9 protein-coding genes are annotated in these 13,678 nt (G+C 65.6%); 4 read left to right on the forward strand and 5 right to left on the reverse strand.

Annotation, left to right across the window (positions count from 1 at the left end):
* Positions 1-7 precede the first annotated feature (7 nt).
* The 4 genes from AC1RMG_RS04525 to AC1RMG_RS04540 all read right to left on the reverse strand — a co-directional run bounded on the left by AC1RMG_RS04525 (position 8) and on the right by AC1RMG_RS04540 (position 4,783).
* Complete coding sequence (locus tag AC1RMG_RS04525; RefSeq protein ID WP_262214568.1) at positions 8-1,063, reverse strand: hypothetical protein; 1,056 nt, start codon at positions 1,061-1,063, stop codon at positions 8-10.
* A 295-nt stretch (positions 1,064-1,358) separates the two neighbouring features.
* Positions 1,359-2,768: a GntR family transcriptional regulator MpaR gene (mapR, locus tag AC1RMG_RS04530; protein ID WP_011061157.1), complete on the reverse strand. Its 1,410-nt coding sequence runs from the start codon at positions 2,766-2,768 to the stop codon at positions 1,359-1,361.
* Positions 2,769-2,925: 157 nt separating this feature from the next.
* The gene (ccoG, locus tag AC1RMG_RS04535) at positions 2,926-4,341 is read right to left on the reverse strand and encodes a cytochrome c oxidase accessory protein CcoG (protein WP_011061158.1); all 1,416 of its coding nucleotides are present in this window, start codon (positions 4,339-4,341) and stop codon (positions 2,926-2,928) included.
* A gap of 208 nt (positions 4,342-4,549) precedes the next feature.
* A complete protein-coding gene (locus AC1RMG_RS04540) occupies positions 4,550-4,783 on the reverse strand; it encodes a DUF3203 family protein (RefSeq protein ID WP_011061159.1) in 234 nt (77 codons plus the stop codon).
* A gap of 274 nt (positions 4,784-5,057) precedes the next feature.
* Here AC1RMG_RS04540 and AC1RMG_RS04545 point away from each other — a divergent pair, with 274 nt between their 5' ends.
* Positions 5,058-5,561, forward strand: a complete 504-nt coding sequence (locus AC1RMG_RS04545; RefSeq protein WP_493168499.1) for an MgtC/SapB family protein — start codon at positions 5,058-5,060, stop codon at positions 5,559-5,561.
* Positions 5,562-5,618: 57 nt separating this feature from the next.
* Here AC1RMG_RS04545 and AC1RMG_RS04550 read toward each other — a convergent pair whose 3' ends face one another.
* On the reverse strand, positions 5,619-5,783 hold the full coding sequence (locus tag AC1RMG_RS04550; protein WP_019095231.1) for a hypothetical protein: 165 nt from the start codon (positions 5,781-5,783) through the stop codon (positions 5,619-5,621).
* 201 nt (positions 5,784-5,984) lie between these two features.
* Between AC1RMG_RS04550 and AC1RMG_RS04555 the strand changes: the two genes are divergently transcribed.
* The 3 genes from AC1RMG_RS04555 (at position 5,985) to glgB (ending at position 13,669) form a co-directional block, all read left to right on the forward strand.
* Positions 5,985-7,973, forward strand: coding sequence for an alpha-1,4-glucan--maltose-1-phosphate maltosyltransferase (locus AC1RMG_RS04555; RefSeq protein ID WP_053151444.1), 1,989 nt, complete (start codon positions 5,985-5,987; stop codon positions 7,971-7,973).
* Positions 7,974-8,093: 120 nt separating this feature from the next.
* The gene (treS, locus tag AC1RMG_RS04560; protein ID WP_493168501.1) at positions 8,094-11,441 is read left to right on the forward strand and encodes a maltose alpha-D-glucosyltransferase; all 3,348 of its coding nucleotides are present in this window, start codon (positions 8,094-8,096) and stop codon (positions 11,439-11,441) included.
* The gene (gene glgB / locus AC1RMG_RS04565; RefSeq protein WP_019095234.1) at positions 11,438-13,669 is read left to right on the forward strand and encodes a 1,4-alpha-glucan branching protein GlgB; all 2,232 of its coding nucleotides are present in this window, start codon (positions 11,438-11,440) and stop codon (positions 13,667-13,669) included. Before treS ends, glgB begins: the two co-directional genes overlap by 4 nt.
* Positions 13,670-13,678: the final 9 nt, after the last annotated feature.

The raw sequence follows: 13,678 nt of genomic DNA on the forward strand, positions 1-13,678 counted from the left end.
CCTTGGCTCAGTACACGGGAATCAGGGTGAAGGGCGCCTTGCGCTGCGAAGTTTCCAGCAGCAGGGTCGGCAGGTCGACTTCGGCGGGCTCCAGGTCAAGCTGCTCCAGCTCTTCTTCCAACTGCTGTGCATCCGCGGGCAGGGCAACGATTGGCCGGCGCAGGTAGGGCCGTGGGTCTTCGCCGTAGTAGACCTTCACCGGGCCCTCGGGGATGCCTTCCAGGCGGGCAAAACCTTCCTGGTCGAGGTTGCCCTCGGCTTGCGAGCCGTCACTGAACACCGCTCGGTAGGCGGCGCCGGACACCGGCTCCAGGTTGGGGTAGTGCAGGTTCAGTTCCAGCCAGTGGCCCTCACCGGTGAGGTGTTCCAGGCCCTGGTTGATGTCCTGGGCGAGGCTTGCGGCGTCGTGGGCCCCGGGTTGTGGCGCGGCGGTGAGGGTCGTTGGGCGCGGTTCCAGGGACGACTGCGGCTTGGGCGCCAGGGCCGGGCCGCGGCTGTGGGCGGCGGCCGAGTTGTTGCGTTGCTCGGCGATCCAGGGGGCGATGCGCTCTTGCACCGACACCATGAGGAACTCGGTGTGTTCGCAGGCTTCGTTGAGGTTGTGCAGCACCAGGCGCTGCTGCTGGGGCGTAAGGCTGTTGAAGGTGCTGGAGGCGCTCACGCCGCGGATGATCTCGGGCAGTTCCTCGGCCAGGCGCACGGGGTCCAGGCACTTTTCCAGCAGCTGTTCGGGGCTGGTCTTCAGGCGGCAGGCCAGCAGGGTGTGGCGGATCAGGTCGAAGAGCTTTTCGGCGTGGCGCTGGGGGGCGCGGTTGATCAGGCGCAAAAGGATCTTCAGGCCGTGCCCGGGGCCGGGAATCCAGCCGATCAGGGCCAGGGCCAGGTCGAAGAAGGCGTCTTGCTCGTCCTTGGGGTTGTTGATGGCGTCCAGTTCGAAGATCGCCTGGATGCAGTCGTAGGCGTTGAGTTCCTGGGTCAGCAGTGGCAGGCGGCCACGTTCGATGGCCTTGATCAGTTCGGCCTTGGCCTCTGGGTAGTCGTCGTAATACAGGTCTTCGACCATGACGTGTTCCTTTCCCTGGAAAATTGGAGCGCGGATGCTGAATGAGTTGAGGGGAGGTGGCAAGGGGATTTGGTTCTGTCATGGGGCGCGTGGGATGGGGTACATATCCATTCCGGCGGGTGCGGCTACTTGCGGTTCCGCTCTTGCAGCGACTCACTCGGCCTGGAGATTGCGCGGTGTGTACCGCTCCGTAGGAGCCGGCTTGCCAGCGAAGGCGTCCGCTCAGGCGCTGCATGGCTCACGGGCCTCTTCGCCGGCAAGCCGGCTCCTACAGGTGCGGGTGGGGCGGTTGTGCTCAAAAGGACCGAATGATCCGCCCCAGGGTTTCCATGGCCTTTTCCGCGGCTTCGTTCCACGGGCTGCCATAGTTCAGGCGGATGCAGTTGCGAAAGCGCTGGGTCGGCGAAAAGATCGGCCCCGGGGCGATGCTGATGCCTTGGGCCAGGGCCATCTGGAACAGTTTCAGCGAGTCCATCTGCGGCGGCAGCTCCAGCCACAGGAAGTAGCCGCCGGCCGGCTGGCTGACCCGGGTCTGGGCCGGGAAGTAACGGGCGATCGCCGCCAGCATGGCGCTCTGCTGTTCTTCCAGGGCATAGCGCAGCTTGCGCAGGTGGCGGTCGTAGCCACCGTGTTGCAGGTAGTCGGCAATCGCCGCCTGGGCCGGCATCGAGGCACACAGCGAGGTCATCAGTTTCAGCCGTTCGATCTTCTGCGCATAGCGCCCGGCCGCGACCCAGCCGATGCGGTAGCCCGGGGCCAGGCTCTTGGCGAAGGAGCCGCAGTGCATCACCAGGCCCTCGGTGTCGAAGGCCTTGGCCGGTTTCGGCGCCTGCTGGCCGTAGTACAGCTCGGCGTAGACGTCGTCTTCGATCAGCGGCACCTGGTGCTGGCGCAGCAGCTCCACCAGCTCCTGTTTCTTCGCCTCGGGCATGCTCGCGCCCATGGGGTTCTGGAAGTTGGTCATGCACCAGCAGGCCTTGATCGGGTGCCGCTCCAGGGTCTGGGCCAGCACCCCGAGGTCGATGCCGTCGCGCGGGTGCACGGGGATTTCCACCGCCTTGAGCTTGAGCCGCTCCAGCACTTGCAGGCTGGCGTAGAAGGCCGGAGCCTCGATGGCCACCAGGTCGCCGGGCTCGGTCACCGCTTGCAGGCACAGGTTCAGCGCCTCCAGGGCGCCGTTGGTGATCAGCAACTCCTCCATGGGCAGCATCAGCCCGGCCACCATGTAGCGCAGGGCGATCTGCCGGCGCAGCTGCGGATTGCCCGGCGACATGTCGGTGACCACCACCCGCGGGTCCATCTCGCGGCTGGCGCTGGCCAGGGAGCGCGACAGGCGCTGCAGGGGGAACAGGGTCGGGCTGGGGAACGCCGAGCCGAAAGGCACGGTGCTCGGGTCCTTGATCGAATCGAGCACCGAGAACACCAGTTCGCTGACATCGACTTCGGTGGACTCATTGACTTCGCTGCTGATCACCGGCTCCGAGAACGGGCTCGGCGCGTGGGCATTGACGAAGTAGCCGGAGCGCGGGCGGGCGCGGATCAGGCCGCGACGCTCCAGCAGGTAATAGGCCTGGAACACCGTCGACGGGCTGACCCCGTAGGTCTGGCTGGCGTAGCGCACCGAAGGCACACGCTGGCCCGGCCCCAGGACCCCGGAGCGGATCAGTTCGGCGATGTCATCGGCGAATTTTTCGTAGCGTTTCATCTGCGGTTGAGGATCCAGTCTGGTCATCGGGTCGACATATCTGCGGTGGCGAGGGAGTGACGAACGCCGCCAGCGGGCTGGCGGCGGGTGTCCGGTTCATTGGCTCCGGGGCCGGCCCCGGGGGGAGCCGGCTCCCTCGCCAGGGCATTCTAGAGGCTCAGCGGTTCATCGGCGCGACAAAACGACTCTTGGCCACGGCGTAGACGCCCGGGTCATCGCTGTCGCTGACCTTGAAACTGATGGCCTGGGAGCTGCTCTGCGCCTTGTCCTGGGTCATCGCCACGGACACCGGCAGGTCGGTGATTTCACCGGGGGCCAGGCTCAGCTCGGTCTTGCCCTGCAGCTCGAAGCCTTCGCCATCCACCAGGGCCAGGTGGTACTGCTGGCGTTCCTGGGTCTTGTTGATGATCTTCAGGCTGTAGATGTTCTCGATCTGGCCCAGGGCGTTCTCGCGGAACAGGCCGCGGTCCTTGCTCACGTCCAGGGACACCATCGGCCGCTGCACCAGGGCCAGGGCCAGGGCGCCGATCATCACCAGCAGCACCAGGCTGTAGCCCACCAGGCGCGGACGCAGCAGGTGGGTCTTGCCGCCTTGCAACTCGTGTTCCGAGGTGTAGGCGATCAGGCCGCGGGCGTAGCCCATCTTGTCCATGATCGAGTCGCAGGCGTCGATGCAGGCAGCGCAGCCGATGCACTCCATCTGCAGGCCGTCGCGGATGTCGATGCCGGTAGGGCAGACCTGTACGCACAGCTGGCAGTCGATGCAGTCGCCCAGGCCGACATCGGCAGGCTTCACATCACGCTTGCGCGGGCCACGGCTTTCGCCGCGCACCGGGTTGTAGGAAATGGTCAGGGTGTCCTTGTCGAACATCACGCTCTGGAAGCGCGCATAAGGGCACATGTGCATGCACACCGCCTCGCGCAGCCAGCCGGCGTTGATGTAGGTGGCCGCGGCGAAGAACAGCACCCAGAACAGGCTCAGGCCGCCGATCTGCAGGGTCAGCAGTTCCTGGGCCAGGGGGCGGATGGGGGTGAAGTAGCCGACGAAGGTCAGGCCGGTGAGCAGGCTGATGCCCAGCCACAGGGTGTGCTTCATGGCCCGGCGGGCCAGCTTGTTCAGGCCCCAGGGCGCGGCCTGCAGCTTGATCCGCTGGTTGCGCTCGCCCTCGGTGACCTTTTCGCACCACATGAACAGCCAGGTCCACGAGCTTTGCGGGCAGGTGTAGCCGCACCAGACGCGGCCGGCGAACACGGTGATGGCGAACAGGCCGAAGGCGCAGATGATCAGCAGCGCCGAGAGGAGGATGAAGTCCTGGGGCCAGAAGGTTGCGCCGAAAATGTGGAACTTGCTTTCGGCCAGGTCCCAGAGCACGGCCTGGCGGCCACCCCAGTTGAGCCACACGGTGCCGAAGAACAGCAGGAACAGGAAACCTGCTCCGCTCATGCGCAGGGTGCGGAACAGGCCGCTGAAACTGCGGGTGTAGACGTGTTTGTCAGTGGTCTTCGTCTTCATCTGTGTAGGGCGTGAAGGTTCGAAGGTTTCTACTAATCGGACGGGGATTCTTTCGCTCATGGTCGTTCGCTCATCAGCCTCCATCAGGCCGGGCAACTATGACCACGGATCTGTTTGCATAACAGACTCAGGTATTTGATAAAAAACCGGATCAGATGGCCCTTTGCAGCGCCCCTGCGACAACTTGCCGTACCCCCTCAGGTGCCACCAGGGAGGGCTGCAGGCCGTGCTGGCACAGGGCCGCGGGGCGGGCCCTGATCCAGGTCAGTCAAATCACCGAATCACCTTCACTGGCTTTCAGATGGCGCCGGCCGTCGGTGGCGCCTGCTACGGTCAATGCGTCGGCTTCTGCTTCGGTGATGTAGACCCGCTCGCCACCCAGGTCCACCGCCGACATCGACTTGGCGCTGTCGGTGATGATGGTCACGGCGCTGGCCGGGAGGTGCTGGTGCAGGGTTTCGGTGTCGAAATAGCAGGTCTGGTTTTCGATGCGCAGGCTCATGGCGGTTACCTCAAGGCAATGGCTGTACAGGTTAGGGCGCAGGGGCCGGCCAGGGTTCGACCACGGCGATCAACGGTGGCTGGGCAGGCGCTGGCAGGCGCTGGCGCAGGCTTGTGCAGGAACTGGCTGGCCAGCGAAGGCGTCCGTGGGGTTGGCAGCCGGCTTGGGCCTCTTCTCCGGCAAGCCGGTTCCTGCGGTGGTGATATGGCGGCACCTTTTGCTGGCGGGCGCGGTCCATCGCTCAGGAACCCGCGAAGGGACGAGGAGCGATCGCATGAACACCTGGTGGCAAGAAGTCTGGCTGACCCTGCAAGACGAATTCGCCGATATCGGCGATGCCCGGCAACTGACCCAGATCACCCTGCGGCTGCTGGTGGCGGCCCTGCTGGGGGGCATTCTGGGCTTCGAACGCGAGCATCAGGGCAAGGCCGCCGGGGTTCGCACCCATATGCTGGTGGCCATGGGCGCGGCCCTGTTCGTGCTGGTGCCGAGCCTGTCCGGGGCCCAGGCCGACGCCATGAGCCGGGTGCTCCAGGGGGTCATCGCCGGGATCGGTTTTCTCGGCGCCGGGACCATCCTCAAGGGCCGTGAAGAAGACCAGGGCCAGCACGTCAAGGGCCTGACCACCGCCGCCGGGCTGTGGATGACCGCCGCCATCGGCGTGGCCGCCGGCATGGGCCGCGAGGCCACGGCGGTGCTCAGTACCTTGCTGGCGCTGATGGTCTTCAGCCTGATGCCGTTGATTGTCCGGCGCCTGGAAAAGCGCCAGGCCGGCTGATGCTCCGGGCCTCCCCACGTGGCTGTCTATGCTTGCTGGCTGGGCAGGCGCCCGGGCTCAGGCGCTGACCACCACCGGCGGCATGGTAGTGGGCGGGTCGCCCTTGGGTGGCGGGGTGCTTTCCGGCGGTTCCTGCTCCGGGATCGGCTCAGGCTCGCTGGGGGGCAGGGTCGGTTGGTCGATGTTGGGATCGGGGGTTTCTGCCGGGATCGGGATATTCATCGCGCTGGCCTCCTTTGTGCTTGCAGATGCACGGGCTCTTCTGGTGGACCGCAGCGGCGCGGATTTGATTCCCGCCGCTTGGCCGACCAATCGCGGTGAACTTTCGCCGCAGGCTTTGGCTCGGAACCTAAGTGCATTGATTCACCGGGGCCGCGGCCCCGCCACCAGAGCGTCGAAGACGTGAAAAAGGGGTGATGCTCGATGACTGTAGAAAAACCGACCGAACAGCAATACCAGGCGCACCTGCCGTTGTCCCAGGCCCTGCTGCTGCCGCGCATTGCCATCGAGAGCATCCGCCCGGTGCTCGACGGCGGCCAGTTCGCGGTCAAGGCGGTGGCCGGCCAGGAGGTAGAGGTGGCGTGCAAGGTATTCGCCGACGGCCACGACAAACTGGCGGTGCGGGTGCGCTGGCACAACGAGCAGCAGGACAGCTGGGCCAGCCAGGCCCTGGAAGACCAGGGCAACGACGGTTGGCTGGGGCGTTTCACGGTGCCCGAAGTGGGGCGCTACCGCTTCTGTATCGAAGCCTGGATCGATCAGTTCGCCAGCTTCTGCTATGAGCTGGAGAAAAAGCACCTGGCCGGGGTTGCGGTCAGCCTGGAGCTGCAGGAGGGCCGCAGCCATGTGCAACAGGCCGCCGAGCGCAGCGAAGGGCCGCTGCGCGAGCAGTTGCTGGCGTTGCAGCGCGAGCTGTCCGGGTTGCTGGAGGCCGAGCAGGTGGCGCTGTTTCTCAGCGAGTCCAGCGCGCGCCTGATGGCCGAGGCCGATCACCGGCCCTACCTGAGCCTGAGCCCCGAGTACCCGCTGGATGTGGAGCGGCTACAGGCCCAGTTCGCCAGTTGGTACGAGCTGTTTCCCCGCTCGATCACCGACGATCCGGCCCGCCACGGCACGTTCAACGACGTTCATTCGCGGCTGCCGATGATTCACGACATGGGCTTTGACGTGCTGTATTTCCCGCCGATCCACCCCATCGGCCGCAGCCACCGCAAGGGGCCCAACAACTCGCTGAGCGCAGGCCCGGACGATCCCGGCAGCCCCTATGCAATCGGCAGCGAGGAGGGCGGCCACGAGGCCATCCACCCGCAACTGGGCAGCCGGGAGGACTTCCGCCGGCTGCTGGCGGCGGCCGCCGACCACGGCCTGGAGATCGCCCTGGACTTCGCCATCCAGTGCTCCCAGGACCACCCCTGGCTCAAGCAGCACCCGGGCTGGTTCAACTGGCGCCCGGACGGCACCATCAAATACGCCGAGAACCCGCCGAAGAAGTACCAGGACATCGTCAATGTCGACTTCTATGCCGCCGAGGCCATTCCCAGCCTGTGGCTGGAACTGCGGGACATCGTCATCGGCTGGGTCGAGGAGGGGGTCAAGACCTTTCGCGTGGACAACCCCCACACCAAGCCGCTGCCGTTCTGGCAGTGGCTGATCGGCGAAGTGCGCCGCCAGTACCCGGAGGTGATCTTCCTCGCCGAAGCCTTCACCACCCCGGCGATGATGGCGCGCCTGGGCAAGGTCGGTTACACCCAGAGCTACACCTACTTCACCTGGCGCAACACCAAGAGCGAGTTGTCCAGCTACCTGGCCGAACTCAACCAGCCGCCGTGGCGCGACTGCTTCCGCCCCAACTTCTTCGTCAACACCCCGGACATCAACCCGCAGTTCCTGCATGACTCGGGGCGCCCGGGGTTTCTGATCCGCGCGGTGCTGGCCACCATGGGATCCGGGCTGTGGGGCATGTATTCCGGGTTCGAGCTGTGCGAATCGGCGCCGGTGCCGGGCAAGGAGGAGTACCTGGATTCGGAGAAATACCAGATCCGCCCCCGGGACTTCTCGGCGCCGGGCAACATCATTGCCGAGATCGCCCAGCTCAACCGCATCCGCCGGCAGAACCCGGCGCTGCACAGCCACCTGGGGCTCAAGCTGTACAACGCCTGGAATGACCACATCCTGTATTTCGGCAAGCGCAGCGGCGACAACTTCGTGCTGGTGGCGGTCAGCCTCGACCCGTTCAACCCCCAGGAGGCGCATTTCGAATTGCCGCTGTGGGAAATGGGCCTGGCCGATGACGCCCAGACCCAGGGCGAGGACCTGATGAACGGCCACCGCTGGACCTGGTACGGCAAGACCCAGTTCATGCGCATCGAACCGGCGCAGCCCTTCGGCATCTGGCGCATCACCGCCACGTAGGAGCCGGCTTGGGCCCATGGGCCTTGTGCAGGCCCGGCCGACGCCTTCGCTGGCAAGCCAGCTCCCACGGTGGGGCGTGGTTTGTGGCAGCTGCGAATTCAATTTTTTCAGGAGCCCGACATGGCCAAGAAACCTCGCTCCACGACCTTTATCAAGGACCCGCTCTGGTACAAGGACGCGGTGATCTACCAGGTGCATGTGAAGTCCTACTTCGATTCCAACAACGACGGAATCGGCGATTTTCCCGGGCTGATCGCCAAACTCGACTACATCAAGGACCTGGGGGTCAACACCATCTGGCTGTTGCCGTTCTACCCCTCGCCGCGGCGCGACGACGGCTACGACATCGCCGAGTACCGCGGGGTCAGCCCCGACTACGGCACCCTGGCTGACGCCCGGCGCTTTATCGCCGAGGCCCACAAGCGCGAGCTGCGGGTGATCACCGAGCTGGTGATCAACCACACCTCCGACCAGCACCCCTGGTTCCAGCGGGCACGCAAGGCCAAGCCGGGTTCGGCGGCGCGCAATTTCTACGTGTGGTCCGACGACGACCAGAAATACGACGGCACGCGGATCATCTTTCTCGACACCGAGAAGTCCAACTGGACCTGGGACCCGGTGGCCGGCCAGTACTTCTGGCACCGCTTCTACTCCCACCAGCCGGACCTCAACTTCGACAACCCCCAGGTGATGAAGGCCGTGCTCTCGGTGATGCGCTACTGGCTCGACATGGGCATCGACGGCCTGCGCCTGGACGCCATTCCCTATCTGATCGAGCGCGATGGCACCAACAACGAGAACCTGCCGGAGACCCACCAGGTGCTCAAGCAGATCCGCGCCGAAATCGACGCCAACTATCCGGACCGCATGCTCCTGGCCGAGGCCAACCAATGGCCGGAAGACACCCAGCTGTACTTTGGTGATGTCACAGGCAGCGACGGCGACGAGTGCCACATGGCCTTCCACTTTCCGCTGATGCCGCGCATGTACATGGCCCTGGCCCAGGAGGATCGCTTCCCCATCACCGACATCCTGCGCCAGACCCCGGAGATCCCGGCCAACTGCCAGTGGGCGATCTTCCTGCGCAACCACGATGAACTGACCCTGGAAATGGTCACCGACCGCGAGCGCGACTACCTGTGGAACTACTACGCCGCCGACCGCCGGGCGCGGATCAACCTGGGGATCCGCCGGCGCCTGGCACCGCTGATGGAGCGTGACCGGCGGCGCATCGAGCTGCTCAACAGCCTGCTGCTGTCGATGCCCGGTACCCCGACCCTGTACTACGGCGACGAGATCGGCATGGGCGACAACATCTACCTGGGGGACCGGGATGGCGTGCGTACGCCGATGCAATGGTCCATCGATCGCAACGGCGGTTTCTCCCGGGCCGACCCGGCCAGCCTGGTGCTGCCGCCGATCATGGATTCGCTGTACGGCTACCCGTCAGTCAACGTCGAGACCCAGTCCGGCGATCCCCATTCGCTGCTCAACTGGACCCGGCGCATGCTGGCGGTGCGCAAGCAGTCCAAGGCCTTTGGCCGCGGCACGCTGAAGATGCTGTCGCCGAGCAACCGACGGATCCTGGCCTATACCCGGGAATACACCGGGCCTGACGGCAAGCAGGAGATCATTCTGTGCGTGGCCAACGTCTCGCGTAGCGCCCAGGCCGCGGAGCTGGACCTCTCGGCGTTCGCGGGCATGGTGCCGGTGGAGATGCTCGGCGGGAACGCCTTTCCGCCCATCGGACAGCTGAATTTCCTCCTGACCCTGGCGCCCTACGGTTTCTACTGGTTCGTCCTGGCGGCGGAAAACCAGATGCCCAGCTGGCACGTGGAACCGGCCCAGAGCCTGCCGGATTTCACCACCCTGGTGCTGAAGAAACGCCTCGAAGAATTGCTCGAAGCGCCATCGCGCACCACCCTGGAGCAGGAAGTACTGCCCAACTGGCTGCCCAAGCGGCGCTGGTTCGCCGGCAAGGACAGCGCCATCGACCAGGCGCGGATCGCCTACGGCGTGCGCTTTGGCGACCCGCAGCACCCGGTGCTGCTCAGCGAGATCGAAGTCACCAGCGCCGGGCGCAGCGAGCGCTACCAGTTGCCGTTCGGCCTGTTGGCCGAAGAGCAGATCAACAGCGCCTTGCCCCAGCAACTGGCCATGGCCCGGGTGCGTCGCGGGCGCCAGGTGGGGCTGATCACCGACGCCTTCGCCCTCGACAGTTTCGTGCGCAACGTGCTGCTGGCGCTGCAGGGCGCCACCAGCCTGGACAGCGAGCAGGGCCAGATCCGTTTCGAGGCCACCGCGCAGCTGGCGGCGCTGGGCCTGGGGGCCGACGCCGAGGTGCGCTACCTGTCGGCGGAGCAATCCAACAGCTCGGTGGTGGTGGGCGGCAGCCTGGTGCTCAAGCTGATCCGCAAGGTGGCGGGGGGCATTCACCCGGAACTGGAAATGGGCGCCTTCCTCACCGCTGCCGGCTTTGCCCACATCTCGCCGCTGCTGGGCTCGGTGCTGCGCCGCGATGCCCAGGGCGAAGACCATCTGCTGATGATCGCCCAGGGCTACCTGAACAATCAGGGCGATGCCTGGGAGTGGACCCAGAACAACCTCGAGCGGGCGATCCGCGACGAGCTGGCCGAGGCCATGTCCGAGCAGGAGCAGCACTACAACGCCCTGGGCGAGCTCCAGGATTTCGCCGGCCTGCTGGGCCAGCGCCTGGGGGAAATGCACCTGCTGCTGGCGGCCCCCAGCGACAATCCGGATTTCGCTCCCGAGCACGCCACCGCCAAAGATGCCCAGGCCTGGAACCAGCAGGTTGCCGAGCAACTGGAGCGCGGGTTGCAACTGCTTCAACAGCACCAGGCCGAACTCGCGGCAGGGGAGCAGAAATTGCTCGGCAAATTGTTGCAGCATAAGGCGCTGATCCTGGGTCACATCCAGCAACTGGCCAAACAGTTGGTGGGGGGCGTGCGGATTCGTGTCCACGGCGACCTGCACCTGGGGCAGGTACTGGTGATCAAGGGCGATGCCTACCTGATCGACTTCGAGGGCGAGCCGGCCCGGCCCCTGGCCGAGCGCCGCGGCAAGCACAGCCCGTACAAGGATGTCAGTGGGGTCCTGCGTTCCTTCGACTACGCGGCGGCCATGGCCCTGGAGGCACCGGCGGTGGACGGCGCGCAAGGCGCGGCGGCGGGGCGGCGCAAAGTGGTCACGCGCTACCTGGCCGAGGCGCGCCACGCCTTTGTCCAGGCGTATCGGCTGGCGACGGCTAATCTTGCCCATGGCTGGCAGGACCCGGCGGCCGCGGATGCCGCCCTGGCACTGTTCAGCCTGGAGAAGGCCGCCTACGAGCTGGCCTATGAAGCGGAGAACCGTCCCGCCTGGTTGCCTGTGCCATTGCACGGCCTGGTGGGGCTGTTACGTGAACTGAAACCCTTTTCCGATATTGAGAGTGGTGGAGAGCAGTCATGAGTTTCTCGAACAAGGAACAGGGAAAGCAGCAACCGGCATTGCTTCCTTCGGCCAAGGCCATCGACGCCCTGGTACGGGCCGAACACCGCGATCCATTCGCCATTCTCGGGCCCCACGGCGATGGCGCCGGCGGGCAATTCATCCGCGCTTTCCTGCCCGGGGCGCTGAGTGTGCAGGTGCTGGACCGCGACCAGCAGCAGGTGCTCGGCAGCCTGCAAGCCGGTGAGGTGCCGGGGCTGTTTGTCGGGCACTTTCCCGAGGCCCGGCCCTATCTCTTGCGCATTCAATGGGCCGGGGGCGAACAGGTCAGTGAAGACCCCTACAGCTTCGGCCCCCTGCTGGGAGAGATGGACCTGTACCTGTTTGCCGAAGGCAATCACCGCGACCTCAGTTCCTGCCTGGGGGCGCAACTGACCACCGTGGACGGCATCGACGGCGTGCGTTTTGCGGTCTGGGCCCCGAATGCCCGGCGGGTCTCGGTGGTGGGCGACTTCAATATCTGGGACGGGCGCCGGCACCCGATGCGCCTGCGCCATCCCTCCGGGGTCTGGGAGCTGTTCATCCCGCGCCTGCAGGCGGGCGAGGCCTACAAATACGAGATCCTCGGGCCCCAGGGCATCCTGCCGCTCAAGGCCGACCCCATGGCCCTGGCCACGCAGTTGCCGCCGGACACCGCCTCCAGAGTCGCGCCGCCCCTGACCATCGACTGGCAGGACCAGGAGTGGATGCTGGCCCGTGGCGAGCGCCAGCGGGTGGACGCGCCGCTGTCGATCTATGAGCTGCATGCCGGTTCCTGGCAGTGCGAAGTGGACGACCTTGGAGAAGTGGCCCGCCAGTACAGCTGGGCCGAACTGGCCGAACGGCTGATTCCCTACGTCAAGGACCTGGGGTTTACCCATATCGAGCTGATGCCGATCATGGAGCACCCGTTTGGCGGCTCCTGGGGCTACCAGCCGCTGTCGCAGTTCGCCCCCAGCGCCCGCTACGGCAGCCCGCAGGATTTCGCAGCCTTCGTCGACGCCTGCCACCAGGCGGGCATCGGGGTGATTCTCGATTGGGTGCCGGCGCACTTTCCCACCGATACCCACGGCCTGGCGCAGTTCGACGGCACTGCACTGTATGAGTACGGCAACCCCCTGGAGGGCTTCCACCAGGACTGGGACACCCTGATCTACAACCTGGGGCGTACCGAAGTGCACGGTTTCATGCTGGCTTCGGCGCTGCACTGGCTCAAGCATTTCCACGTCGACGGCCTGCGGGTGGATGCCGTGGCCTCGATGCTCTACCGCGACTATTCGCGCAAGGCCGGGGAATGGGTGCCGAACCGCCACGGCGGCCGGGAAAACCTCGAAGCCATTGATTTTCTGCGACACCTCAACGACGTCGTGGCCCTGGAGGCCCCGGGTGCCCTGGTGATCGCCGAGGAGTCCACCGCCTGGCCCGGGGTCAGCCAGCGCACCGACCAGGGCGGCCTGGGCTTTGCCTATAAATGGAACATGGGCTGGATGCATGATTCCCTGCATTACATCCAGCAGGACCCGGTGTACCGCGCCCACCATCACAACGAACTGAGCTTTGGCCTGGTGTACGCCTGGTCCGAGCGTTTCATCCTGCCGATCTCCCACGACGAAGTGGTGCACGGCAAGCACTCGCTGATCGACAAGATGCCCGGCGATCGCTGGCAGAAGTTCGCCAACCTGCGGGCCTACCTGAGCTTCATGTGGGCCCATCCGGGCAAGAAGCTGCTGTTCATGGGCTGCGAGTTCGGCCAATGGCGCGAGTGGAACCACGACCAGCAACTGGACTGGTACCTGCTGCAATACCCCGAGCACCGCGGGGTGCAGCAACTGGTGGGGGACCTCAACCGCCTGTATCGCCAGTACCCGGCGCTGCACGACCAGGACGACGTGCCCCAGGGTTTCCAATGGCTGATCGGCGACGATGCGATCAACAGCGTCTATGCCTGGTTGCGCTGGAGCAAGAGCGGCGAACCGCTGCTGGTGGTGGCCAACTTCACCCCGGTGCCACGCCAGGGCTATCGCGTCGGCGTACCGGTGGCGGGGCGCTGGAGCGAGTTGCTCAACAGCGATTCGCAACTGTATGCCGGCTCCAACTACGGCAACGGTGGCGAGGCCTTCAGCGAAGAGCAGAGCAGCCATGGCCAGGCCCTGTCCCTGGTACTCAACCTGCCGCCGCTGGCCGTACTGATCCTGCGCCCTGACAGTTGACCCAGGCGT

Source organism: Pseudomonas sp. GW822-FHT04H02, from assembly GCF_058800645.1.